The 22,622-nt window shown below is 72.0% G+C and carries 24 protein-coding genes; 6 read left to right on the top strand and 18 right to left on the bottom strand.

The features are described from left to right. Nucleotides 1–78: 78 nt before the first annotated feature. From guaB to ACWDVB_RS08550, 3 genes are all read right to left on the bottom strand, one after another. On the bottom strand, nt 79–1,596 hold the full coding sequence (gene guaB / locus ACWDVB_RS08560) for an IMP dehydrogenase (RefSeq protein WP_451518115.1): 1,518 nt from the start codon (nt 1,594–1,596) through the stop codon (nt 79–81). Nucleotides 1,597–1,705: 109 nt separating this feature from the next. Further along, nucleotides 1,706–2,281, bottom strand: coding sequence for a sigma-70 family RNA polymerase sigma factor (locus ACWDVB_RS08555; protein WP_451518114.1), 576 nt, complete (start codon nt 2,279–2,281; stop codon nt 1,706–1,708). 266 nt (nt 2,282–2,547) lie between these two features. Then, nucleotides 2,548–3,159 carry a response regulator transcription factor gene (locus ACWDVB_RS08550; protein WP_003948568.1) on the bottom strand — a complete coding sequence of 204 codons (612 nt, stop codon included), beginning with the start codon at nt 3,157–3,159 and terminating at the stop codon, nt 2,548–2,550. Between the two features lie 398 nt (nt 3,160–3,557). Between ACWDVB_RS08550 and ACWDVB_RS08545 the strand changes: the two genes are divergently transcribed. After that, nucleotides 3,558–3,887 (top strand): WhiB family transcriptional regulator, encoded by a 330-nt coding sequence (locus tag ACWDVB_RS08545; protein ID WP_451518113.1) that lies wholly within the window; start codon nt 3,558–3,560, stop codon nt 3,885–3,887. A 29-nt stretch (nt 3,888–3,916) separates the two neighbouring features. Here the strand turns inward: ACWDVB_RS08545 and ACWDVB_RS08540 are convergent, their stop codons facing one another. Then, nucleotides 3,917–4,813 (bottom strand): LysR family transcriptional regulator, encoded by an 897-nt coding sequence (locus ACWDVB_RS08540; protein WP_451518112.1) that lies wholly within the window; start codon nt 4,811–4,813, stop codon nt 3,917–3,919. 82 nt (nt 4,814–4,895) lie between these two features. On the opposite strand from ACWDVB_RS08540, the gene ACWDVB_RS08535 reads away from it, so the two are divergent. After that, a complete protein-coding gene (locus tag ACWDVB_RS08535) occupies nt 4,896–5,573 on the top strand; it encodes an MOSC domain-containing protein (RefSeq protein WP_451518111.1) in 678 nt (225 codons plus the stop codon). Nucleotides 5,574–5,665: 92 nt separating this feature from the next. Then, on the top strand, nt 5,666–6,439 hold the full coding sequence (locus tag ACWDVB_RS08530; RefSeq protein WP_451518110.1) for an SDR family NAD(P)-dependent oxidoreductase: 774 nt from the start codon (nt 5,666–5,668) through the stop codon (nt 6,437–6,439). 191 nt (nt 6,440–6,630) lie between these two features. On the opposite strand, the gene groL is transcribed toward ACWDVB_RS08530, so the two are convergent. From groL to ACWDVB_RS08515, 3 genes are all read right to left on the bottom strand, one after another. Beyond that, nucleotides 6,631–8,259: a chaperonin GroEL gene (groL, locus tag ACWDVB_RS08525; protein WP_451518109.1), complete on the bottom strand. Its 1,629-nt coding sequence runs from the start codon at nt 8,257–8,259 to the stop codon at nt 6,631–6,633. 113 nt (nt 8,260–8,372) lie between these two features. Further along, the gene (groES, locus tag ACWDVB_RS08520) at nt 8,373–8,681 is read right to left on the bottom strand and encodes a co-chaperone GroES (protein WP_017239619.1); all 309 of its coding nucleotides are present in this window, start codon (nt 8,679–8,681) and stop codon (nt 8,373–8,375) included. Between the two features lie 506 nt (nt 8,682–9,187). Next, nucleotides 9,188–10,138 (bottom strand): polysaccharide deacetylase family protein, encoded by a 951-nt coding sequence (locus ACWDVB_RS08515; RefSeq protein WP_451518108.1) that lies wholly within the window; start codon nt 10,136–10,138, stop codon nt 9,188–9,190. Between the two features lie 82 nt (nt 10,139–10,220). On the opposite strand from ACWDVB_RS08515, the gene ACWDVB_RS08510 reads away from it, so the two are divergent. Continuing rightward, nucleotides 10,221–11,474, top strand: a complete 1,254-nt coding sequence (locus ACWDVB_RS08510; RefSeq protein ID WP_451518107.1) for a class I SAM-dependent methyltransferase — start codon at nt 10,221–10,223, stop codon at nt 11,472–11,474. Nucleotides 11,475–11,588: 114 nt separating this feature from the next. On the opposite strand, the gene ACWDVB_RS08505 is transcribed toward ACWDVB_RS08510, so the two are convergent. Both ACWDVB_RS08505 and ACWDVB_RS08500 read right to left on the bottom strand, forming a co-directional pair. Further along, on the bottom strand, nt 11,589–12,800 hold the full coding sequence (locus ACWDVB_RS08505; RefSeq protein WP_451518143.1) for an RNA polymerase sigma factor: 1,212 nt from the start codon (nt 12,798–12,800) through the stop codon (nt 11,589–11,591). A gap of 162 nt (nt 12,801–12,962) precedes the next feature. Then, nucleotides 12,963–13,319: a YciI family protein gene (locus ACWDVB_RS08500; protein WP_451518106.1), complete on the bottom strand. Its 357-nt coding sequence runs from the start codon at nt 13,317–13,319 to the stop codon at nt 12,963–12,965. 149 nt (nt 13,320–13,468) lie between these two features. Here ACWDVB_RS08500 and ACWDVB_RS08495 point away from each other — a divergent pair, with 149 nt between their 5' ends. Beyond that, nucleotides 13,469–14,056: a class I SAM-dependent methyltransferase gene (locus ACWDVB_RS08495; protein WP_451518105.1), complete on the top strand. Its 588-nt coding sequence runs from the start codon at nt 13,469–13,471 to the stop codon at nt 14,054–14,056. A gap of 3 nt (nt 14,057–14,059) precedes the next feature. Here the strand turns inward: ACWDVB_RS08495 and ACWDVB_RS08490 are convergent, their stop codons facing one another. Genes ACWDVB_RS08490 through tsaB form a run of 4 tightly spaced genes read right to left on the bottom strand, consistent with a single transcriptional unit; the run spans nt 14,060 to nt 16,617 of the window. Continuing rightward, nucleotides 14,060–14,317 (bottom strand): hypothetical protein, encoded by a 258-nt coding sequence (locus ACWDVB_RS08490; RefSeq protein ID WP_451518104.1) that lies wholly within the window; start codon nt 14,315–14,317, stop codon nt 14,060–14,062. Continuing rightward, nucleotides 14,314–15,426, bottom strand: coding sequence for a tRNA (adenosine(37)-N6)-threonylcarbamoyltransferase complex transferase subunit TsaD (gene tsaD / locus ACWDVB_RS08485; protein ID WP_451518103.1), 1,113 nt, complete (start codon nt 15,424–15,426; stop codon nt 14,314–14,316). Before tsaD ends, ACWDVB_RS08490 begins: the two co-directional genes overlap by 4 nt. Further along, nucleotides 15,419–15,901: a ribosomal protein S18-alanine N-acetyltransferase gene (gene rimI / locus ACWDVB_RS08480; RefSeq protein ID WP_451518142.1), complete on the bottom strand. Its 483-nt coding sequence runs from the start codon at nt 15,899–15,901 to the stop codon at nt 15,419–15,421. The genes tsaD and rimI overlap by 8 nt, the downstream gene beginning before the upstream one ends. A 59-nt stretch (nt 15,902–15,960) precedes the next feature. Then, nucleotides 15,961–16,617, bottom strand: a complete 657-nt coding sequence (gene tsaB, locus ACWDVB_RS08475; protein ID WP_451518102.1) for a tRNA (adenosine(37)-N6)-threonylcarbamoyltransferase complex dimerization subunit type 1 TsaB — start codon at nt 16,615–16,617, stop codon at nt 15,961–15,963. A 112-nt stretch (nt 16,618–16,729) separates the two neighbouring features. On the opposite strand from tsaB, the gene ACWDVB_RS08470 reads away from it, so the two are divergent. Then, on the top strand, nt 16,730–17,281 hold the full coding sequence (locus ACWDVB_RS08470) for a hypothetical protein (RefSeq protein WP_451518101.1): 552 nt from the start codon (nt 16,730–16,732) through the stop codon (nt 17,279–17,281). A 67-nt stretch (nt 17,282–17,348) separates the two neighbouring features. Here the strand turns inward: ACWDVB_RS08470 and ACWDVB_RS08465 are convergent, their stop codons facing one another. The 5 genes from ACWDVB_RS08465 to ACWDVB_RS08445 all read right to left on the bottom strand — a co-directional run bounded on the left by ACWDVB_RS08465 (nt 17,349) and on the right by ACWDVB_RS08445 (nt 22,135). Continuing rightward, nucleotides 17,349–17,534, bottom strand: a complete 186-nt coding sequence (locus ACWDVB_RS08465; RefSeq protein WP_451518100.1) for a hypothetical protein — start codon at nt 17,532–17,534, stop codon at nt 17,349–17,351. 147 nt (nt 17,535–17,681) lie between these two features. Next, nucleotides 17,682–18,194 (bottom strand): tRNA (adenosine(37)-N6)-threonylcarbamoyltransferase complex ATPase subunit type 1 TsaE, encoded by a 513-nt coding sequence (gene tsaE / locus ACWDVB_RS08460; protein ID WP_451518099.1) that lies wholly within the window; start codon nt 18,192–18,194, stop codon nt 17,682–17,684. A 10-nt stretch (nt 18,195–18,204) separates the two neighbouring features. Continuing rightward, the gene (locus tag ACWDVB_RS08455) at nt 18,205–19,470 is read right to left on the bottom strand and encodes an alpha/beta fold hydrolase (protein WP_451518098.1); all 1,266 of its coding nucleotides are present in this window, start codon (nt 19,468–19,470) and stop codon (nt 18,205–18,207) included. A 32-nt stretch (nt 19,471–19,502) separates the two neighbouring features. Then, a complete protein-coding gene (alr, locus tag ACWDVB_RS08450; protein WP_451518097.1) occupies nt 19,503–20,663 on the bottom strand; it encodes an alanine racemase in 1,161 nt (386 codons plus the stop codon). Between the two features lie 35 nt (nt 20,664–20,698). Then, on the bottom strand, nt 20,699–22,135 hold the full coding sequence (locus ACWDVB_RS08445) for an NAD(P)H-hydrate dehydratase (RefSeq protein WP_451518096.1): 1,437 nt from the start codon (nt 22,133–22,135) through the stop codon (nt 20,699–20,701). Nucleotides 22,136–22,622 lie beyond the last annotated feature (487 nt).

Below are 22,622 nucleotides of genomic sequence, written 5' to 3'. Positions count from 1 at the left end.
CAGTATCCCCGACACACACGGAAGGGGCGGCCCCGGTGAGCCGGGGCCGCCCCTCCACGCGTGCGTGGAGCCGGAAGACTACTTACTGCGGCTGTAGTTCGGCGCCTCGACCGTCATCTGGATGTCGTGCGGGTGGCTCTCCTTGAGACCCGCGGACGTGATGCGGACGAAACGGCCGTTGGCCTGCAGGTCGGGGACGGTGCGCCCGCCCACGTAGAACATCGACTGGCGCAGACCGCCCACCAGCTGGTGGACGACGGCCGAGAGCGGACCGCGGTAGGGCACCTGGCCCTCGATGCCCTCGGGCACCAGCTTCTCGTCGGAGGCTACGCCCTCCTGGAAGTAGCGGTCCTTGGAGAAGGACTTGCGCTCGCCGCGGGTCTGCATCGCGCCGAGCGAGCCCATGCCGCGGTACGACTTGAACTGCTTGCCGTTGATGAACATCAGCTCACCCGGGGACTCCTCGCAGCCTGCGAGGAGCGAGCCCAGCATGACCGTGTCCGCGCCGGCGACGAGCGCCTTGGCGATGTCTCCGGAGTACTGCAGGCCGCCGTCGCCGATGACCGGGACACCGGCCGCCTTGGCGGCGATCGACGCTTCGTAGATGGCCGTCACCTGCGGCACGCCGATGCCGGCGACGACACGGGTCGTACAGATGGAGCCGGGTCCGACGCCGACCTTGATGCCGTCGACACCGGCGTCGATGAGCGCCTGGGCGCCCTCGCGCGTGGCGATGTTGCCGCCGATGACGTCGACTCCCGGGGCGTCCGACTTGATCTTGGCGACCATGTCGCCGACCAGGCGGGAGTGGCCGTGCGCGGTGTCGACGACGATGAAGTCGACGCCCGCCGCGACCAGGGCCTGGGCGCGCTCGAAGGCGTCACCCGCGACACCGACGGCGGCACCGACGAGGAGGCGGCCCTCCTGGTCCTTCGCGGCGTTCGGGTACTTCTCTGCCTTCACGAAGTCCTTGACCGTGATGAGGCCCTTGAGGACGCCCGCGTCGTCGACCAGCGGAAGCTTCTCGATCTTGTGGCGGCGCAGCAGCTCCATGGCGTCCACGCCGGAGATGCCGACCTTGCCGGTGACCAGCGGCATCGGCGTCATGACCTCGCGCACCTGGCGCGAGCGGTCCGACTCGAAGGCCATGTCGCGGTTGGTGACGATGCCGAGCAGCTTGCCCGCCGCGTCGGTCACCGGGACGCCGCTGATGCGGAACTTCGCACAGATCGCGTCGGCCTCGGCGAGCGTCGCGTCCGGGTGCACCGTGATCGGGTCGGTGACCATGCCGGACTCGGAGCGCTTGACCAGGTCGACCTGGTTGGCCTGGTCGGCGATGGAGAGGTTGCGGTGCAGCACGCCGACGCCACCCTGGCGCGCCATGGCGATCGCCATGCGGGCCTCGGTGACCTTGTCCATCGCCGCGGAGAGCAGCGGGACGTTCACCCGCACGTTCTTCGAGATGAGCGAGGAAGTGTCGATCTGGTCGGGCGCCATGTCCGACGCGCCCGGCAGCAGCAGCACGTCGTCGTAGGTCAGCCCGAGCGTCGCGAATTTCTCGGGCACCCCAGTCGAAGAACCGCCGTTTGCAGTCATGACACCTTCCCCAAATGGCCTTGATCGGTGCGGATGTCCATGCTAACGGGAACGGAGGGTGTCCCATTCCACGATCAAGATCATCGGCAAGCTTTGTACGTTCGTACGTCTACTGTTCGGCGAGCGCCCGCAGGCGGCTCAGCGCCCGGTGCTGGGCCACCCGCACCGCCCCCGGGGACATTCCCAGCATCTGCCCGGTCTCCTCGGCCGTGAGGCCGACGGCGATCCTGAGCAGGAGCAGCTCGCGCTGGTTCTCCGGAAGGTTGGCGAGGAGCTTCTTGGCCCACTCCGCGTCGCTGCTGAGCAGCGCGCGCTCCTCCGGGCCCAGCGAGTCGTCGGGCCGCTCGGGCATCTCGTCGGAGGGCACGGCGGTGGAACCGGGACGGCGCATCGCCGCGCGCTGCAGATCGGCCACCTTGTGCGCGGCGATCGCGAAGACGAACGCCTCGAAGGGGCGGCCCGTGTCCTTGTAGCGCGGCAGGGCGAGCAGGACGGCGACGCAGACCTCCTGCGCCAGATCCTCCACGAAGTGGCGAGCGTCACCCGGCAGCCGGGACAGCCGGGTGCGGCAGTAACGCAGCGCAAGAGGGTGCACGTGTGCGAGAAGGTCGTGCGTGGCCTGATCGTCGCCCTCTACGGCGCGGAGGACGAGGGCACCGATCACCGTCGTCCTGTCATCACGCATCGGTCCATGGTGCCTTGGCGGCGACTGATTCGTCGCACCGCGTCCGTAGTTGTGCACTGAAGCGTTATGAGCAGGTGCGCCGGAACTCATCTCCTGCGCCCTCCCCTCCCGCTCGATCGACTCGTCCCCGAGGAACTCCACACCTCAAGGATGCGGCATCGGCCGCGAAGCGACGGCAACCGCTCCCGAGGAGGGGTGCGGCGGGTGCCCGTCGCCCCGCCCACCGCACGGCGGGCGGGGAGCGCCGTGCCCCCGCTGCGGCACACTCAGCGGACCAGGCCCCAGCGGAATCCGAGCGCCACCGCGTGCGCCCGGTCCGAGGCGCCGAGCTTCTTGAAGAGCCGCCTGGCGTGCGTCTTCACCGTGTCCTCGGAGAGGAAGAGCTCGCGCCCGATCTCCGCGTTCGAACGGCCGTGGCTCATGCCTTCGAGGACCTGGATCTCCCGCGCGGTGAGCGTGGGCGCGGCGCCCATCTCGGCCGAGCGCAGTCTGCGCGGGGCGAGCCGCCACGTCGGGTCGGCGAGCGCCTGCGTGACCGTCGCGCGCAGCTCGGCGCGCGAGGCGTCCTTGTGCAGATAGCCGCGGGCACCGGCGGCGACCGCGAGCGCGACCCCGTCGAGGTCCTCGGCGACGGTGAGCATGATGATGCGCGCACCGGGGTCGGCGGACAGCAGCCGCCGGACGGTCTCCACGCCGCCCAGACCGGGCATGCGTACGTCCATCAGAATCAGGTCCGAGCGGTCGGCGCCCCAGCGGCGGAGGACTTCCTCGCCGTTGGCCGCCGTCGTCACACGCTCGACGCCGGGTACGGTCGCGACCGCTCGGCGGAGCGCCTCTCGGGCAAGCGGGGAGTCGTCGCAGACGAGGACGGATGTCATGACTGTCCTCCGCGGCTCTCACAGCTGCTGCGCGTCACCTTGAGCCTCCAGGCTGGTACATATTCGTCACCTGTGCGGTTGACGCTCTCGGACACCTGCCCGAGCGCTTTTTCTCTCAACCGCCTCGCACTCTCAACGACGGTCACCCGAAAGAGTTACGGGGCAGTCAGCCATCTTCGGCACTCTACGTGAGGGCGCGGACACAGTGCAGTGCGCGCGGTACACCCTCAACGTTTCATCACAAGCCATGCCCCATTTAGCGGCTTTTCTTCCCATTTCACGGTGTCTATGGCTAGATTCGCAATGAGTCATATTTTCATCTCCTTAGACAGTAGATGTACCGTGATGACGGTCATGGGCACCGTATCCGCCTCAGAACGGCTTCAAGGGGACCAGTAATGGCAGACTTCTCCCGCCTTCCCGGACCGAACGCGGACCTGTGGGACTGGCAGCTCCTCGCGGCCTGCCGCGGGGTCGACAGCTCACTCTTCTTCCATCCGGAGGGTGAGCGGGGCGCGGCGCGCAGCGCGCGAGAGAACTCCGCCAAGGAGGTCTGCATGCGGTGCCCGGTACGCGCGGAGTGCGCCGCTCACGCGCTCGCGGTGCGCGAGCCGTACGGCGTGTGGGGCGGGCTGACCGAGGACGAGCGCGAGGAACTCATGGGGCGGGCGCGCAACCGCCTGGTCACGGCGTCCGCGTCGGCGGGCGGGACCGCGCCACACCACTGAAGGAACGTTTCTTCAGGAACGTCTGCCCGTCAGCGGGCCGCGGCCCGCGCGAGGTGGTCCAGCGTGGCGGCGACGGCCGGCACCTGCGCCAGGTCCGGCAGCGTGAGCGCGACGATCTCCCGCCGCACCACCGGCTCCACCGTCACTGTGCGTGCACCCCTCGGGCGCACTGACTCGATCGCCAGTTCGGGCAGCACCGCCACTCCCAGGCCGGCGCCCACCAGGCCGATCACCGCCGGATAGTCGTCGGTGGCGAAGTCGATCCGGGGCACGAAGCCCGCGACCTCGCAGACCTCCACCAACTGCCTGCGGCAGCGCGGGCAGCCCGCGATCCACGGCTCGTCGGCGAACTCCCCGATGGTGACCGCGTCCGCCCCGGCAAGCCGGTGCCCCTCGGGCACGAGGCCGACGAGCCGGTCCGCGAGCAACGGGCGTACGACGAGGTCGTCCCACTCCTCGGCCTCGCGCCGCCCCTCGTACCGGAACGCCAGCGCCACGTCGCAGTCGCCCTCCCGCAGCATCTCCACCGAGCGCGGCGGCTCGGCCTCCACGAGCGAGACGCGCGTGCCGGGGTGGGCCGCGCGCAGCGCCGCGAGGGCGCCGGGGACCAGAGTCGAGCTGCCGCTCGGGAAGGAGACGAGCCGGACCCGGCCCGCGCGCAGCCCCGCGATCGCGGCGACCTCCTCCTCCGCGGCGGTGAGCCCGGCGAGGATGCCCGCGGCGTGCCGGACCAGGGCCTCGCCCGCCTGCGTCAGGCGCATCTCGCGGCCGGTGCGGATCAGCAGCGGCGTGCCCGTGGAGGATTCGAGGGCCTTCATCTGCTGGCTGACGGCGGGCTGGGTACAGCCGAGCTCGCGGGCCGCGGCCGAGAAGGAGCCGGTGGCGGCCACGGCGCGCAGGACACGGAGATGACGGGCCTCGATCATCCTTCGAGCATAAGCGAGCCTTGGACGTGGTGCGAAATATCGTATGGCGCCTTTGAGTGGCGCCCGCATACCCTGCCGGGTCATGAAGCTTCTCTCTGTGAATCTGGGCCGCTACCGCGCCGTCGACTACACCGACGCCCCCTCCGGCGGCACCGCCATCGACAAGCGCCCGGCGCCGGGGCCGGTCCGGGTGGCCGCGCCGGGCGCGAAGGGCGTCGGCGGCAGCGGGCTCGCCGGTGACGAGGTCTGCGACATGCGCCATCACGGCGGTGACGACCAGGCGGTGTACGCCTTCGCCCGCGAGGACCTCGACGCGTGGGAGCGCATGCTCGGACGGTCCCTGGCGGACGGCTCCTTCGGCGAGAACCTCACGACGTCCGGGCTGGACGTGAACGGCGCGAAGATAGGCGAGCGCTGGCAAATCGGCCCCGATCTGGTGCTCGAAGTGACGAGCGGGCGCATCCCCTGCCGTACGTTCCAGGGGCACCTCGGCGAGAAGGGGTGGGTGAAGCGGTTCACTCGGGAAGGCGCTCCGGGGGCCTATCTGCGGGTGATCGAGCCCGGTGAGATCCGGGCCGGGGACGCCATCGAGATCGTGCACCGACCTGAGCACGAGGTCACCGTCGGCTTCCAGTTCCGGGCCATCACGACGGAGCAGGAGCTGCTGCCGCGGCTGCTCGCCGCGGGCGAGGCGCTGCATCCCGAGACGGCCGAGCGGGCGCGCACGTACGTGGCGCAGTACGGCGCGCGAGCCTCGTGACCCGGGGGCGTGGCGTGCGCGGGAGCCTCGTGACCCAGGGGCGCGGCATACGCGCGATTACGGCCGTGGCCGGATCTCACTAGCCTTGGGCCATGACTACGGCTCTGATTACGGGATCAACCGCCGGCATCGGCGCCGCCTTCGCGCGACGCCTCGCCGGTGGCGGCCACAACCTCGTCCTCGTGGCGCGCGACACCAAGCGGCTGCGCGAGCAGGCGACCGAGCTGCACGACCGGCACGGCATCGAGGCGGAGGTGCTCACGGCGGACCTCTCGACGGACGACGGCATCGAAGCCGTCGAGAAGCGGCTCTCGAACCGCAGGGACCCCGTCGACCTGCTGATCAACAACGCCGGGTTCGGCAACAAGGGCCGGTACCTGGAGGTCTCGCTGCGCGATGAGCTGACCATGCTCAAGGTGCACTGCGAGGCGGTGCTCCGGCTGACGTCGGCGGCGACGGAGTCCATGCGGGAGCGCGGCCGGGGCGGGGTGGTGAACGTCGCCTCGGTGGCCGCGTTCGTGCCGCGCGGGACGTACGGCGCGTCGAAGGCGTGGGTCGTGCAGTTCACCCAGGGCGCGGCGAAGGACCTGGCGGGCAGCGGGGTGCGGCTGATGGCGCTCTGCCCCGGCTTCGTCCGTACGGAGTTCCACGAGCGCGCCGGGATGGGAACGTCGAACATCCCCAACTGGCTGTGGCTCGACGCGGACAAGCTGGTCGCGACGGCGCTGGTCGACTTGGCGCGGGGCAAGACCGTGTCGGTGCCGGATCCGCGGTACAAGGCGCTGATGGGCATGGTGAAGGTGACGCCGAGGGCGCTGCTGGGTGGCGTCACGTCCCGCACGGGCCGCAAGTACGGCCCGCAATAAGGCTTGAGCGGGGGGCGGGTCGCGTCTGCCGGGTTGCTCTGTCGTTGCCGGGTGCGGGCCGGTTCTCGGCTGGTCGCGCAGCTCCCCGCGCCCCTGACGGGGCCCGGCAGCCGCGAAGCCGGAAAGCACTGAGGCCCGGCTCCCCGAAAGGAGAGCCGGGCCTCAGTCACCGTTCAAGCCGAGCGCAGCGGTCAGTGCGAGTGACCGTGGCCGTGGCCGTGCCCGGCGTCGGCCTCGTCGTCCGCCGGCTTCTCGACGACCAGCGTCTCGGTCGTCAGCAGCAGGGAAGCGATCGACGCGGCGTTCTCCAGCGCGGAGCGCGTGACCTTGACCGGGTCGATGACGCCGGCCTTGACCAGGTCGCCGTACTCGCCGGTCGCGGCGTTGAAGCCGAAGTTCTTGTCGAGCTCGGCGACCTTGGAGGTGATGACGTAACCCTCCAGGCCGGCGTTCTCGGCGATCCAGCGCAGCGGCTCGACGGCGGCGCGGCGGACGACGGCCACACCGGTGGCCTCGTCGCCGGTCTTGCCGAGGTTGCCCTCCAGGACCTTCACGGCGTGGACGAGCGCGGAGCCACCACCGGAGACGATGCCCTCCTCGACCGCGGCGCGGGTCGCGGAGATGGCGTCCTCCAGACGGTGCTTCTTCTCCTTCAGCTCCACCTCGGTGGCGGCGCCGACCTTGATCACGCACACGCCGCCGGCCAGCTTCGCGAGGCGCTCCTGGAGCTTCTCGCGGTCCCAGTCGGAGTCCGTGGCGTCGATCTCGGCCTTGATCTGGTTGACGCGGCCCTCGACGTCGGCCTTGTTGCCGCCGCCGTCGACGATCGTGGTGTCGTCCTTGGTGATGGTGACGCGGCGGGCGGTGCCGAGCACGTCGAGACCGACCTGGTCGATCTTGAGGCCGACCTCCTCGGCGATGACGGTCGCACCGGTGAGGGTGGCCATGTCGCCGAGCATCGCCTTGCGGCGGTCGCCGAAGCCGGGGGCCTTCACCGCGACGGCGTTGAAGGTGCCGCGGATCTTGTTCACGACCAGGGTCGACAGGGCCTCGCCCTCGACGTCCTCGGCGATGATCAGGAGCGGCTTCGAGGAGTTGGCCTGGATGACCTTCTCGAGCAGCGGCAGGAGGTCCTGGATGGAGGAGATCTTGCCCTGGTGGATCAGGATGTACGGGTCGTCGAGGACGGCCTCCATACGCTCCTGGTCGGAGACCATGTACGGCGACAGGTAGCCCTTGTCGAAGGCCATGCCCTCGGTGAAGTCGAGCTCGAGGCCGAAGGTGTTGGACTCCTCGACGGTGATGACACCGTCCTTGCCGACCTTGTCCATCGCCTCGGCGATGAGCTCGCCGACCTGCGGGTCCTGGGCGGACAGACCGGCGACGGCCGCGATGTCGGCCTTGTCGTCAATCGGACGGGCGGTGGCGAGGAGCTCCTCGGAGACGGCCGCGACGGCGGCGTCGATGCCCTTCTTCAGGGCGGCCGGGGAGGCGCCGGCGGCTACGTTGCGCAGGCCTTCCTTGACCAGGGCCTGGGCGAGCACGGTGGCGGTGGTGGTGCCGTCACCAGCGATGTCGTTGGTCTTGGTCGCCACCTCCTTCACCAGCTGGGCGCCGAGGTTCTCGTACGGGTCCTCGACCTCGACCTCACGGGCGATGGTGACACCGTCGTTGGTGATGGTGGGGGCGCCGAACTTCTTGTCGATGACGACGTTGCGGCCGCGGGGGCCGATCGTCACCTTGACCGTGTCGGCAAGCTTGTTGACGCCGCGCTCAAGGGCGCGACGGGCGTCCTCGTCGAACTTCAGGATCTTCGCCATGGGAGCGATTCAGCCCTCTCGAAAACTCGGGTGAACGAACCACGCCCCTCGCCGCCCGGCAATCAGCGGGGTGACCAGGGGCGCAGCTCAAAGCAATTCTGCTGGTGAAGTGGTTACTTCTCGACGATCGCGAGCACGTCGCGAGCCGAGAGGACGAGGTACTCCTCGCCGTTGTACTTCACCTCGGTGCCGCCGTACTTGCTGTACAGCACGATGTCGCCGGTCTTCACGTCGAGCGGCAGGCGCTCGCCGTTCTCGAAGCGGCCCGGGCCCACGGCCAGGACGACGCCCTCCTGGGGCTTCTCCTTGGCGGTGTCCGGAATGACCAGGCCGGAGGCCGTGGTCTGCTCGGCGTCGAGCGGCTGGACCACAATGCGGTCCTCGAGCGGCTTGATGGCAACCTTGGAGCTGGTGGTCGTCACGTTCCGGTCTCCCCCTTCGGAGATCTCACGGGGTTAACAGTCTTAGGAGTGGCGACCAGGTGGATCCGTCGTCGCGGGTGCCGGACCTGCCCGTCGCTGTTGGCACTCTCCAACGGGGAGTGCCAGAAGCGAGACTAGGACGGCGATTAGCACTCGGTCAAGCGGAGTGCCAATCGGCTGCGTCGGGCTTTACGGAATTGGGGTGCCCCTCGGCGGGGCGGGCGGGGCACTGGCCTTGCCTGGGCAACGACTTTTCCTGGGCAGAGGTTCCTTCGGAGACGTCTCGGCAGCGCGTGGCCACCTCGTTTCCCGTTGCCCCGCGTCCGCCACGCGGAACACCTGCCCACAGGCGGGTTCTTCCTTGCGAGGCAGCTTCTCCGCCGCTTTGCGGCCCAGCCGTTCGATCGGGTCGACCGATTCCGCGCAAGACGTCAGCAGCGCGGGCGCGAGTACTCCGCACAGGAGTGCCCCCGCGAGGAGGCGGCGGCGCGCTCGCGCCCGCCGGGTCACAGGTAGTCCTCCAGCCTGGCCACCGCGTAACCCTTGTCCGTGACCGTCTTCATGACGCGGCGGACCATGTCGGGCATGGTGCCCTTCCAGTCCTCGCGGCCCCGGAAGTGGGTGAGGATGATGTCGCCGGGGTGCAGGTCGCGGTCCCACTCGCGCCACTCCATGCGGTCGGGGAATGCCTCCGAGGCCCACAGCGGCACCGCCTTGATGCCGCAGGCCTTGGCGGCGCGCAGCGTGTTCTTGTTGTAGTTGCCGTACGGCGGCCGGAAGAGTTCGGGCCGCTTGCCGTAGCGCTTCTCGATGACGTCCTGCATGCCGCAGATCTCGCGGAGCTGACGCCCGTACGAGAGTCCGGGCATGTAGCGGTGGTTGAGGGTGTGGTTGTTCAGGGAGACACCGCGGTCCCGCATCTTCCTGAAGTAGCGGTAGTCCTCCTTGACCAGGTAGTTGCTGAGGAAGGCCGTGTACGGGATCTTCAGATCGCTCATCATTCTCAGCAGCGCCGGGTCCTTCTCGGCGCCGTCGTCGATGGTCAGGAAGACGACCTTCCGCTTGGTCGGGATCGTCGTGAAGACCGGCGGCAGCTTGGCATGGCCCTTGACCTGGAAGCCCTTGCGAGTCTTGATCTTCGGCTTGGTCGCGGGCGGGGCGGGCGCGGCCAGCGGCGTCCTGGCGAGGCCCCAGCGCTTGGCGGCCGTGACGCGTGCGGCCCGGGCGGCGGCGAGCTGCTGGGCGTAGGAGTCGAGGGCGCGGGCGGGCGGGTCCTGGAGGCGCTGCTGGCCATGGACCGGCTTCACGGCGTCGGGGCCGCCCCCGGGACCACCCCCGGGGACGCCCTCGTATGCGCAGCCCGGGGCGATCGCCGTGACGGTCAGCGCCGCCGCCACGAAACGTGTCCGATTCTTCCGTCCTACGGTGGATTCCTCGTTTTGTCGTACTAGTTGCATGGCGCCGGATCCTCCCAGCTCACGCCCCTGCCCAGGGGCCGACACCGCCACCGGCCGCGCACCATCCACCGACTGGCCCACAATGGGGCAGGTGAACGACCCGAACACGCCCAGCGCCCCGGACACCCCCGACGCCCTCGCCGCCTTCTCCGCCCTGCTCACCACCGAGGGCCGGGCCCTGCTCGACGAGGTGCGGGACGTCGAACCCGCGCAGGAGCTCGCCGCCGCCACCCGGCTGCGCCGCGACCACCCGGCGCCGCTGGTCTCGGCCGCCCTCGCCCAGGCGCATCTGCGCCGCCGGGCCGCGGCGAAGTTCGGCGCCGAGGACGCGGCCCGGATGTTCTTCACGCCGAACGGGGTCGAGCAGTCCACCCGCGCCTCCGTCGCCACGCACCGCGCCGAGCGCTTCAAGGCGCTGGGAGTGCGCTCCCTCGCCGACCTCTGCTGCGGCATCGGCGGCGACGCGATCGCCCTCGCGCGGGCCGGGATCTCCGTGCTCGCCGTCGACCGGTCTCCGCTGACCTGCGCGGTCGCCCGCGCCAACGCCCAGGCGCTCGGCCTCGCCGACCTGATCGAGGTCCGGGAGGCCGATGTCACGGACGTCGACACATCGGCGTACGACGCCGTCTTCGTGGACCCGGCGCGGCGCTCCTCCAAGCGCGGCCGCATCTTCGACCCCGAGTCCTACTCCCCGCCCCTGTCCTGGGCGGTCGAGGCGGCCCTCAAGGCCCCGCGCGCCGCGCTGAAGATCGCCCCCGGCATCCCGCACGAGGCGGTCCCCGCCGAGGCCGAGGCCGAGTGGATCTCGGACGGCGGCGACGTGAAGGAGGCCGTGCTGTGGTTCGGCACGGGCTCCCCCGCCTCGCACCGCGCGACGCTCCTGCCCCGGAACGTCTCCCTGTGGAGCTCGCTCGACGCGATGCTGCCCGACCCCCGGGTGCGGCCTGTGGGGCGGTACCTGTACGAGCCGGACGGCGCCGTCATCCGCGCGCACCTGGTCGCCGAGGTCGCGGCCCGGGTCGACGGCGGACTGATCGACGAGACCATCGCGTACGTCACCTCCGACGTGCTGCGGGCGACGCCCTACGCGGTGGCGTACGAGATCACCGACCAGCTCCCCTTCGGCGTGAAGAAGCTGAAAGCGCTGCTGCGGGAGCGGGGCGTCGGGATCCTGACGGTGAAGAAGCGAGGCTCGGCGGTGGAACCGGAGGAACTGCGCCGCAAGGTGAAGCCACAGGGCAAGAACGCGGCGACGGTGTTCCTGACGCGGGTGGCGGGGGCGCCGACGATGCTGATCGGACAGCCGGTGAGTTTCAACCCCTCCGGCGTTTGCTGATCGGACAGCCGGTCAGTTTCAGCCCCTCCGGCGCTTGAGGAGCGGGGTCCGGGGCGGAGCCCCGAGACGGCACGCCACAGGGGCGGCGCCTGGCCAGGAACCCCGGGCGGAGCCCTACCCGCACTCCTTCGCCCGCCCCAGCAACAACTGCCGCTCCCGCTCATTGCGAGCGAACGCCGCCGCCCGCTCGAACTCCGCCCGCGCCTCCGCGGACCGCCCGAGCCGTTCGAGGAGGTCCCCCCGCACGCTGGGCAGCAAGTGATAGCGGCGCAGGGCCGGTTCCGCGGTGAGCGCGTCGACCAGGGCGAGGCCCGCCCCCGGCCCTTCCGCCATGGAGACCGCGACGGCGCGGTTCAGTTCGACCACCGGGGACGGGGCGCGGGCGGCGAGCAGGCCGTACAGGGCGGCGATCTGCCGCCAGTCGGTCTCCTCGTACGTATGCGCGTGGGCGTGACACGCGGCGATCGCGGCCTGCAGCGCGTACGGCCCGAGAGCCCCCGAGGCCGCCGTCGCCCGCGCCCGGGCCAGGGCGGTGAAGCCGCGCCGGATCAGCATCTGGTTCCAGCGGGCCCGGCTCTGGTCCCTGAGGAGCACCGGCTCGCCGGACGGGCCGGTGCGCGCCGCCGCGTGGGACGCCTGGAGCTCCAGCAGGGCGGCCAGGCCGTGCACCTCGGACTCCTTGGGCATGAGCCCGGCGAGGACCCTGGCCAGCCGCAGGGCGTCCTCGCACAGCGCGGGGCGCAGCCAGTCGTCGCCGGCCGTCGCCGCGTACCCCTCGTTGAAGATGAGGTAGATGACTTCGAGGACCGAGCCGAGGCGGGCGTCGCGGTCGGGGCCGTAGGGGACCTCGAAGGCGACGGCCTTGGCGGCGAGCGTGCGCTTGGCCCGCACGACGCGCTGGGAGACCGTCGCCTCCGGGGCGAGCACCGCGCGGGCGATCTCCGCGGTCGTCAGGCCGCCGAGCAGGCGCAGGGTGAGCGCCACGCGGGCCTCGGCGGAGAGCACGGGGTGGCAGGCGGTGAAGACGAGGCGGAGCAGGTCGTCGTCGATGGCGTCGGGGTCGGCGGGCTCGTCGAGGTGCGGCGGCGCGCTCTCCAGGTCGCGGCCGACCTCGGCCAGCTTGCGCGCGTAGCGCTCCCGTCGGCGCACCAGGTCGATGGCGCGGTGCTTGGCGGTGGCCATGAGCCAGGCGCCGGGGTTGTCGGGGACCCCCCGCTCGGGCCACTGTTCAAGGGCCGCCACCAGGGCGTCCTGCGCCAGCTCCTCGGCGATGCCGACGTCTCGTACGATCCGCGCGACGCCGGCGATGATGCGCGGCGCCTCCATGCGGAAGACGGTCTCCACGGGATCCTGCGTGGCGGGGCGGGGGTGCTCCGGACGGTGGCTCACGGCCACCCATCAGAGCACCCCGGCGCCGCCTCCGCAAAGACTCGGCTCAGGACTGCCGGGCCCCGGTCAGGCCCCGGACAGGCCCCGGACAGGCCCCGGTCAGCCGCCTATGATCTCCCGCACCTCCGCGGTGACCGTCCAGTAGTCCTCGTGGGTCTTGAGGAACCGCCTCGTCCACTCGATCGCCTCGGCCTTGTCCTTGGCCTGCGTGATCAGGTAGCCGCCGATGACCTCCTTGGTCTCGGTGAACGGCCCGTCGGTGACGGAGAGTTCACCCTTGTCCCAGGTCACGCGGGTGCCCTGCGCGGTCGGCGCGAGGCCCGCGTTGTCGAGCATCACCCCGGCCTTGGTGATCTCGTCGAGCAGCACGCCCATGCGCTCCTGGAGTTCAGGGCTCGGGCCGCCCTCGGGCGCGTTGTTCTCGTCGATGCGGATCATCGTCAGAAAGCGCGGCATGGTGGTCTCCCATCGGGTGGTGGCGGGGGCTTTCCCCTCGCCTCTCACCCCTGCGTCGAACGGGATACGCCCGTTTCGACATCGCCGCCGAGATTCTTCGAAGTTTCTTTCCGGACCGTGCGCGGGGCGCCCTGTGCCAGGCTCCCCGCATGCCCTTCGACCACAACGACCACTACCACCCACTGCTCCTGCGCCGGCTGCCGCCGGGCGGCCGCACCGCCCTCGACGTCGGCTGCGGCACCGGCCGCTTCGCCCGCCGTCTCGCGGCGCGCGGCTACGAGGTCGACGCGATCGACCCGTCCGCCGAGGTCATCGCCGCGGCCGAGGAGGCCGGCGGCGGCCCCCGCTACCGGCAGGCGGACGTGACCGAGGAGGAGCTGCCCGAGGGCCGCTACGACGTCATCACCTGCCTGGCGAGCCTGCACCACGTGCCGTTCGCCACGGTCACGCGCCTGCGCGCCGCGCTCGCCCCCGGCGGCACCCTGCTCGTCCTCGGCTGCTACTCCGGGCCGACGTGGTGGGACCCCGTGGCGTCCCCGGTGAACGCCGTGGCACGGATGGCGGTGTACGCGGGCGAGCGGCTGCGCGGCGAACCGAAGCCGCCGCTCAAGGCGCCCGTACGACAGCCGGACATGACGCTCCCCCAGGTCCGCGCGGAGGCGGCCCGCCTCCTGCCCGGCGGCAGCGTGCGGCACCTGCTCTTCTGGCGGTACCTGCTGACGTACCGGAACCGCTGAACGTCAGCCCGCGTCGACCGACTCGAACCGCCAGCGGTGCACCGCCCGTGTCACCAACTCCGCCGTCGGCTCCGGCAGTTCCGGCAGCTCGGCGTCGTACGCGGCGTCCCACCAGGTGACGACGAGGACCCGGTCCCGCGGCGCCCGGAAGTGCTCCCGCCGGACCGGCTCACCGGCCAGCCGCTGCGCCCGCGCCCACGCGAGCAGTTCCTCGCCGCGCCCTTCGACGGCGCGGGCCTCCCACATCAGCGCGACGGTCACGGGTAGAGGTTCTCCTTGCTGACCTCGTGCACGTGATCGTGGGTGTGCGTATGCGCGTGTCCCGGGACGTGCGGTTCCGTCACCGGCAGCGAGGAGTCCGCCGACAGGTCCCAGGAGGACGCCGAACGGTTGCGCGCCACCATCTCCGCGCCGAGGGCGGCGACCATCGCGCCGTTGTCCGTGCACAGCTTCGGGCGCGGCACGCGAAGCCGGATCCCGGCCTTCTCGCACCGCTCCTGCGCGAGCGCCCGCAGCCGCGAGTTGGCGGCCACGCCACCGCCGATCATCAGGTGGTCCACGCCCTCGTCCTTGCAGGCCCGCACGGCCTTGCGGGTCAGCACGTCGACGACCGCCTCCTGGAAGGACGCCGACACGTCCCGCACCGGCACCTCCTCGCCCGCGGCCCGCTTCGCCTCGATCCAGCGGGCGACGGACGTCTTGAGCCCGGAGAAGGAGAAGTCGTACGCGGGGTCGCGGGGCCCGGTCAGACCGCGCGGGAAGGCGATGGCGGTCGGGTCGCCCTCGCGCGCGTACCGGTCGATGACGGGGCCGCCGGGGAAGCCGAGGTTCAGCACCCGCGCGATCTTGTCGAAGGCCTCGCCCGCCGCGTCGTCGATGGTCGAGCCGAGGGGCCGTACGTCGGAGGTGATGTCGGCGGAGAGCAGCAGGGAGGAGTGGCCGCCGGAGACCAGGAGCGCCATGGTCGGCTCGGGCAGCGGCCCGTGCTCCAGCTGGTCCACACAGATGTGCGAGGCGAGGTGGTTGACGCCGTACAGCGGCTTGCCGAGGGCGTACGCGTACGCCTTGGCCGCCGACACCCCGACGAGCAGCGCGCCCGCGAGCCCGGGACCGGCGGTCACCGCGATGCCGTCGAGGTCCTTCGCGCTCACCCCCGCTTCCTTCAGGGCGCGTTCGATGGTCGGCACCATCGCTTCGAGGTGCGCGCGGGAGGCGACCTCGGGCACGACACCGCCGAACCGGGCGTGCTCGTCGACGCTGGAGGCGACGGCGTCGGCGAGCAGCGTGGTGCCGCGGACGATGCCGACGCCCGTCTCGTCGCAGGAGGTCTCGATGCCGAGGACGAGGGGTTCGTCGCGCGAGTCAGCCATGAATCTCGGTTCCTTGTACGCCGGATACGGGGGTGGAGGGATCGGTGCGGCGCATGACCAGGGCATCTACATTGCCCGGCTGGTAGTAGCCGCGCCGGAAGCCGATGGGCTCGAAGCCGAAGCGTTCGTACAGCTTCTGCGCCCGGGTGTTGTCGACCCGCACTTCGAGCATGACCTCGGCGCACTCGAAGGCGGTCGCGGCCTGGAGCAGGTCGGTGAGGAGCCGGGCGCCGAGCCCGGTGCCCCAGTGGTCGCGGGCGACGGCGATGGTCTGGACGTCGGCGAGGTCGCCCGCGGCGGCGAGTCCCGCGTACCCGACGAGGCGGTCGCCGTCCATGGCCACCACGTAGCGGCGGGTGGCGAGCGGCCCGCGCGCGTGGGCCAGCTCGGACCAGAACATGCCGCGCGACCAGGCGTCGTCCGGGAAGAGCTCCTTCTCCAGGGCGAACACCGCGTCGATGTCCCACCAGCGCATCTCGCGCAGCACGGCGGGCTCGGTCACCTCGGTGGCATCGGTCGCATCGGTCGCCTCGGTCACTTGGGGGTGACCACCTTGTAGTTCTTCGGCACCTGCGCGTCGGGTCGGCGCAGATAGAGCGGCCGGGGCTCAAGGAGCGCCTCGCCCGCGGCGAGCTTCTCGGCGGCCAGGGAGGCGAGCGCCGCCGCCGAGACGTGCTCGGGGGCGCGGGCGTCCGGGAAGGTGTCGGGGTAGAGCAGCGCGCCCGCGCCGACCACGGGCAGCCCCTCGGCCTCGGCGGCGATGTCCGCGGGCCGGTCGACGGCGGGCTCGCTCACCCTCGTACGTACGTTGTCGTAGCGCGCCCAGTAGACCTCTTTGCGGCGGGCGTCGGTGGCCACCACGAAGGGGCCGTCCTCGATCCCACTGGCGTACGCGAGGCCGTCCAGCGTGCACACGCCGTGCACGGGTACGCCGAGCGCGAGGCCGAACGTGTCGGCGGTCATCAGGCCGACGCGCAGCCCTGTGTAGGGGCCGGGGCCCACACCGACGACGATGCCGGTGACGGCGTCGAGTCTCAGGCCGGCGTCGGCGAGCACACGGTCGACGGCCGGGAGCAGCAGTTCCCCGTGACGGCGGGCGTCCACCTGGCTCGCCTGGGCCACGACGGCGGAACCGTCGTGCAGGGCCACGGTGACGGCGGGCGTTGCGGTATCAAGAGCGAGCAAGAGCACGCGAACAGCCTACGGCTCCGGCGCCCGGCGCACGGCCGCCCCGGGATGTGCGGTGCCTGCTGCTACCGTCACTCCGTAGCCGTACGCAGTACGAAAAGGTGGGTGGCGCAAGGTGTCAAGGAGCAGCTCGGGATTTGTGGCCGGGCTCACCGCCGTCGCGCTCGCCGCGGTCGGCTTCCTGGCCTATCAGGCCTCGGCCAACGTGCCGGACAGCCTCTCCAAGCGCCCCGAGAAGTCCCCCGCCGCCTCCGCCCCGCGCGCCCCCAAGGACAAGGCGAGGCCGACGGCGGTGCCCGCGGACTCCGGCGCGGGCGAACGGGTCGTGTACTCCCTGCGCGACGACCGCGTCTGGCTGGTCGAGCCCTCCGGGAAGGTGCGGATCACGTTCCAGGTGACGCCGGGCTCGGTCGACCCGGCGCCGGGCACCTACCGCGTCGGCTCCCGCTCGGGCTCCGTCACCGGTACGGACGGCGTGCCGATCGAGCACGTCGTGCGCTTCACGAGCGTCGACGGGATCACGATCGGCTTCAGCGCGGCGGTCGACGGCTCGACGCCGAAGCCGGACCCGTCGAAGAAGACGGGCGGCATCCGCGAGTCGCGGGCGCACGGCAACGCGATGTGGGAGTTCGCGCTGCACGGCAAGAAGGTCGTCGTCGTTCCCTGAGTCGCCGTTCCCTGAGCCGTCGTCCCCTGCCTGGAGCCGTCGTTCCCGGTCAGCGGGACGGACGGCCTTACTCCGTAGAGGCGCCGTCGGCGGGCGCCGGATCGCGCGGCGGCGTGGAGACCGCGGTCGCGGCGGCGCAGGACGCCAGCAGTTCGCTCATCGACGGGGGCGGGAATCCCGCGACGGCCAGAGATCCCGGCAGGCCGCGCGGCGGCCGCGGTGGTGCCTTCGCGTCACGTTCTGAAGCCGACATGGATGCCTCCTGGGCTCCCGGGGGCAGACGTGGTTAGGTAGACCTAACCAGTACCGGTACCCATGTGACCACGCGCGGCGTACGCGACGCAACATCTTGCCGACGACTTGTCGGAACCTTCGGGTGAACGCACCGGATCCGCGCGGCCTAGGCCGCCAGCGACGCCAGATCCGCGCCCGACCACCGCTCACCGAGCCCGGTCAGCGTCACCTCGCGCACCTCGTCCGTCGTGTCGCCCACGGCCCGGTCGATGACGACGTGCAGCCGGTCGTCCGAGAGCTCCTCGACCTTGCCGTCGCCCCACTCCACGACGATCACCGATTCGGGCAGCGAGACGTCGAGGTCCAGGTCCTCCATCTCGTCGAGCCCGCCGCCCAGGCGGTACGCGTCGACGTGCACCAGCGCGGGACCCGCGCCGAGCGGCGGGTGGACGCGGGCGATGACGAAGGTCGGCGAGGTGACGGCGCCGCGCACGCCGAGGCCCTCGCCGAGGCCGCGGGTCAGCGTCGTCTTGCCGGCGCCCAGCTCGCCGGTGAGCATGACGAGGTCGCCGGGGTGCAGGAGTTTCGCCAGGCGGCGGCCCAACTCGCCCATCTGTTCGGGGGAGTTGACGGTGATGCCGAGTACGTTGGCGGGGGCCTGGTGGTGCGGTGCTTCCATACCGTCCACGTTAGCCGCTGGTCGACCCCGCATCGGCCGCATCTGCCGCCGCCCGCTCGACGCCCGCCCTGGCCAGCAGCTCCGCCAGCCGGTCCGTGACCACCTCGGGGTGCTCCAGCATGACCAGGTGCCCGGCGTCCGGGACCAGGACCAGCTCGGCGTCCGGCAGCAGGGCGGCGATCGCCTCGCTGTGCTCGCTCGGCGTGACCAGGTCCTTCGCCCCGGCCAGCACCAGCACCGGCAGCTCGGTGAAGTGCCGGAGCGCCGCCGCCTTGTCGTGCTCGTTGAACGCCGGGTAGAACTCCGCGACCACGTCGATCGGCGTCGACTCGATCATCCGCTCGGCGAACCGCGCGATCGCCGGGTCCACGTCCTTGCGCGAGAACGAGTAGCGCTTGATGACGCCGGCGAAGAGGTCGGCGGTGGCCCGCCGCCCCCGCTCCACCAGCTCGGCCTGCGAGCCGAGCGCCCGCAGGACGCCGGGCAGCACCCGCCGGACCGCGTTCACCCCGGCCGCCGGGAGCCCGAAGTTCACCTGACCGAGCTGCCCCGACGACGTACCGACGAGGGCGACGCCCACGACGCGCTCACGGATCAGCTCCGGGAACTGGTCGGCCAGGGCCATGGTCGTCATGCCGCCCATGGAGTGCCCGACGAGGACGAGCGGCCCCTCGGGCGCGGCCGCGTCGATGACGGCCTTCAGATCGCTCCCCAACTGGTCGATGGAGACCGGCACCCCCCGCTCCACCTGGTCGACGCCGCGCCCGGAGCGGGCGTGGCTGCGCTGGTCCCAGTAGACGGCGCGGACCACACCGCGCAGGGCGGCCCGCTGGAAGTGCCAGGAGTCCTGGCTCAGGCAGTAGCCGTGGCTGAAGACGACGGTGACGGGCGCGGGGTCACGGCGCCCGAAGAACCTCCGCCCGCGCGCACCCCGCCCACTGCCCGGCTCGGCCCCTCCACCCTCTTCGCCCTCTTCGACTTCGTACGAAAGCTCCGTGCCGTCGTCCGCGTACGCCGTGCCCGGCATGCCGCGCAGCGAGCCGTACGGCCCCGCGGCGTCGAGCGCGAGGCGGGCCTTCTTGCGCATGCCGCGGCCCACCGTGAGCCGCTCGATGGCGACCCCCGCGGCCGCACCGGCGGCGATGACGCCGAGCGCGGCGCCTGCCACCCCGGCCCGGCGCCAGTTCCCGGCCGCGGCGGCGACCTCCGTCACCGCCTCTGTCACGGCTTCCGTCACCGCTTCCGCCGCGGCGGCCCCCGTGGTGCTCTCGCTCACGTGCCGCTCCTAGTCAGTGGTCGGACCGCTCTTCACATCTCTCCGATGCCGAGCCGCTCATTCACATAGACGCGCGGGACACGCGATCCGATGCGGGTGACGATCTCGTACGCGATGGTGCCCGCGGCCTGCGCCCAGTCCTCGGCGGTCGGCTCCCCGCGGTCGCCGGCCCCGAACAGCACCGCCTCCGCGCCCACTTCGGGCTCGTCCCCGCCTAGGTCGACCACGAACTGGTCCATCGCCACGCGGCCCGCGACCGTCCGCCACTTGCCGTCGACAAGCACCGGGGCCGTACCGGAGGCGTGGCGCGGAATGCCGTCGCCGTACCCCGCGGGGACGAGACCGAGGGTCGTGTCGCCCGGGGTGACGTACTGATGCCCGTAACTGACGCCGTGACCCCCCGGAGCGTGCTTCACATGGGCGAGCGAGGCGGTGAGCCTCATCACGGGCCGCAGCCCGAACTCCTCGGGGGTGCCCACCTCGGGGCTCGGCGAGACGCCGTACATCGCGATGCCGGGCCGTACGAGATCGAAGTGGGCGTCCGGGAGCGTGAGCGTGGCCGGAGAGTTGGCGATGTGCCGCACCTCGGGGCGTATCCCCTGCTCCTCGGCGTACGCCACCATCTCGCGGAAGACGGAGAGCTGGGCGGCGATCGACGGGTGCCCCGGCTCGTCGGCGCACGCGAAGTGCGACCAGAGGCCGGTGACGGCGACGAGCCCCTCGGCCTCGGCGCGCAGCGACTCGGCGACCAGCTCGGGCCAGTCGGCCGGCAAGCAGCCGTTGCGCCCGAGACCCGTGTCGGCCTTGAGCTGGACGCGCGCGGTGCGGCCCGCCTCGCGGGCGGCCGCCGTCACCTCACGCAGCGCCCACAGCGCGCTCACCGACATGTCCAGACCGGCCTCGACGCCCTCGCGCCACGGCCCGCCCGGTGTCCACAGCCAGCACATGATCCGCCCCGGCAGACCCGCGGCACGCAGGGCCAGGGCCTCCTCCGGCGTCGCGGTACCGATCCAGGCGGCACCCGCCTGGACGGCGGCCCTGGCGCAGGGCACCATCCCGTGGCCGTACGCGTCGGCCTTCACCACGGCCATGAACGCGGCGTCCGGCGCGTGGGCGCGCAGCGAGCGCACGTTGGCGCGGAGGGCGCCGAGGTCGATCTCGGCGCGGACACGGAAAGGGGCTGTCTCGTTCATCGCGCCCAAGTCTCTCAGAGCCGCCACAGGCCGGATCAGTCCGGCCGCCGTACGTCCCTCCACGCACCCGGAATCGCATCGGCCACGTCCTGTGCCGCCACCGGTGCCCCGTCCGCGGCGCGGCGCGCGGCGAGGCCGTGCAGGTACGCGCCGACCGAACCCGCGTCCCGCGCGCCGAGGCCCGCCGCGAGCAGGGAGCCCGCAAGGCCGGAGAGCACGTCGCCGCTGCCCGCGGTGGCGAGCCAGGGGGTTCCGGTGGGGTTGACGCGTACGGCGCCCTCCCTCGGGGCGACCAGCGTCGTGGAGCCCTTCAGCAGGACGGTCGCGCCGAACCTCTCCGCCAGCTCCCGCGCGGCGGAGAGCCGGCCCGCCTCCACCTCCTCGCGGGCGACACCGAGAAGGGCGGCGGCCTCCCCGGCATGCGGCGTGAGCAACGTCGGCGCGCGCCGCGCCCGCACCTCCCGCTCCCCCGCGAGCCGCAGGCCGTCCGCGTCGATCAGTACGGGCACATCGGCGTCGACCACATCCCGCAGCCGCTCCTCGTCGTCCCCGAGCCCGGGCCCCACGACCCAGGCCTGCACCCGCCCCGCCTTCGACGGCGGCCCCGCCGACACCAGGGCCTCGGGGAACCTCGCGATGACGGCGTCCGCGGCAGGCCCCACGTACCGGACCGCGCCCGCGCCGCCACGCAGCGCGCCCGCCACGCAGAGCACGGCGGCGCCCGGGTACCGCGCGGAGCCGGCGACGATCCCGACGACGCCGCGCCGGTACTTGTCGCTCTCGACGCTCGGCTCGGGCAGCAGCCCCGCCACATCGACGTACTGAAGGGCCTCCAGAACCCGCTCCTCCGCGGGCAGTCCGATCCCGATGTCGACGAGCCGCACCACACCGGCGTACTCGTGTCCCGGATCGATCAACAGCCCCGGCTTGTACGCCCCGAAAGTCACCGTCACATCGGCGCGCACCGCCTCGCCGCGCACCTCGCCCGTGTCCGCGTCGACGCCGCTCGGCAGGTCCACGGCGACGACCAGGGCGTTCCGCGCGGCGGCGGCAAGCTGAGCGGCGCGCTCGCGGAGTCCGCCGCGCCCCCCGATGCCCACGATTCCGTCCACGACCAGCCGGGACCCGGCGACCACGCCCTCCGCCCTGGCCTCGTCCCCGTCCACGACCACGCCCCCGGCGGCCCGCAGCGCGGCGAGCCCGCCGGGGTGGGCTCGGTCGGGGGCGAGCAGCACCGCGCTGACTCCCGCCCCGCGCCGGGCCAGCCTCGCCCCGGCGTACAGGGCGTCGCCGCCGTTGTCCCCGCTGCCCACCAGCAGCGTGACCCGCGCGCCGTACACCTTGCCGAGCAGCCGCGCGCACTCGGCGGCCAGGCCGGCCGCCGCCCTCCGCATCAGCGCTCCCTCGGGCCCCAGCCCCATGGCCTCCCGCTCCGCGCCCCTGACACTCTCCACGCCATACGCAGTCCGCATCCCCCCAGTCTCCCCCGCACCGCACCCCCAACGCAGAACCCGCACTACCGCGACCCCGCCTTCCCCGCCCGGGGGGCGGCGCCCCTGTCCCGCCGCTCCGCGGCGGATACCTCCCACCCACCCACCCGTTTGCCCCGCGCTGCGGGGTGGGCGTAGGGACACGGGCGGAGGGTGGGGAACTCCCCCGCGCTGTTGAGGTGGGCGTGGGATCACAGGGCGGGGGGGGTGGGAAACCCCCGCGCTGCAAGGGTGGGCGCGGGAACACAGGGCGGGGGGTGGGAAGCTCCCGTGCTGCAAGGACAGGCACAGGAACACAAGACGGCCGGGGAACTCCCGCGCTGCTGAGGTGGACCTGAGATCACACAACGGCGAGAGCGGGAAAACCCCCGCCCTGCAAGGACAGGCACGGGAACACAGGACAGCCGGGGAACTCCCGCGCTGCTGAGGTGGACCTGAGATCACACAACGGCGAGAGCGGGAAAACCCC

This window comes from Streptomyces sp. NPDC003379 (assembly GCF_053589195.1).
This window is presented reverse-complemented; position numbering and strand designations above follow the sequence as displayed.

Bases quoted from the DNA above. Each gene is read 5' to 3' on its own strand.
- guaB (WP_451518115.1), bottom strand. From the start codon at position 1,596: ATGACTGCAAACGGCGGTTCTTCGACTGGGGTGCCCGAGAAATTCGCG.
- ACWDVB_RS08555 (WP_451518114.1), bottom strand. From the start codon at position 2,281: ATGCGTGATGACAGGACGACGGTGATCGGTGCCCTCGTCCTCCGCGCC.
- ACWDVB_RS08550 (WP_003948568.1), bottom strand. From the start codon at position 3,159: ATGACATCCGTCCTCGTCTGCGACGACTCCCCGCTTGCCCGAGAGGCG.
- ACWDVB_RS08545 (WP_451518113.1), top strand. From the start codon at position 3,558: ATGGCAGACTTCTCCCGCCTTCCCGGACCGAACGCGGACCTGTGGGAC.
- ACWDVB_RS08540 (WP_451518112.1), bottom strand. From the start codon at position 4,813: ATGATCGAGGCCCGTCATCTCCGTGTCCTGCGCGCCGTGGCCGCCACC.
- ACWDVB_RS08535 (WP_451518111.1), top strand. From the start codon at position 4,896: ATGAAGCTTCTCTCTGTGAATCTGGGCCGCTACCGCGCCGTCGACTAC.
- ACWDVB_RS08530 (WP_451518110.1), top strand. From the start codon at position 5,666: ATGACTACGGCTCTGATTACGGGATCAACCGCCGGCATCGGCGCCGCC.
- groL (WP_451518109.1), bottom strand. From the start codon at position 8,259: ATGGCGAAGATCCTGAAGTTCGACGAGGACGCCCGTCGCGCCCTTGAG.
- ACWDVB_RS08515 (WP_451518108.1), bottom strand. From the start codon at position 10,138: ATGCAACTAGTACGACAAAACGAGGAATCCACCGTAGGACGGAAGAAT.
- ACWDVB_RS08510 (WP_451518107.1), top strand. From the start codon at position 10,221: ATGGGGCAGGTGAACGACCCGAACACGCCCAGCGCCCCGGACACCCCC.
- ACWDVB_RS08505 (WP_451518143.1), bottom strand. From the start codon at position 12,800: ATGGAGGCGCCGCGCATCATCGCCGGCGTCGCGCGGATCGTACGAGAC.
- ACWDVB_RS08500 (WP_451518106.1), bottom strand. From the start codon at position 13,319: ATGCCGCGCTTTCTGACGATGATCCGCATCGACGAGAACAACGCGCCC.
- ACWDVB_RS08495 (WP_451518105.1), top strand. From the start codon at position 13,469: ATGCCCTTCGACCACAACGACCACTACCACCCACTGCTCCTGCGCCGG.
- tsaD (WP_451518103.1), bottom strand. From the start codon at position 15,426: ATGGCTGACTCGCGCGACGAACCCCTCGTCCTCGGCATCGAGACCTCC.
- rimI (WP_451518142.1), bottom strand. From the start codon at position 15,901: ATGCGCTGGTGGGACATCGACGCGGTGTTCGCCCTGGAGAAGGAGCTC.
- ACWDVB_RS08465 (WP_451518100.1), bottom strand. From the start codon at position 17,534: ATGTCGGCTTCAGAACGTGACGCGAAGGCACCACCGCGGCCGCCGCGC.
- tsaE (WP_451518099.1), bottom strand. From the start codon at position 18,194: ATGGAAGCACCGCACCACCAGGCCCCCGCCAACGTACTCGGCATCACC.
- alr (WP_451518097.1), bottom strand. From the start codon at position 20,663: ATGAACGAGACAGCCCCTTTCCGTGTCCGCGCCGAGATCGACCTCGGC.
- ACWDVB_RS08445 (WP_451518096.1), bottom strand. From the start codon at position 22,135: ATGCGGACTGCGTATGGCGTGGAGAGTGTCAGGGGCGCGGAGCGGGAG.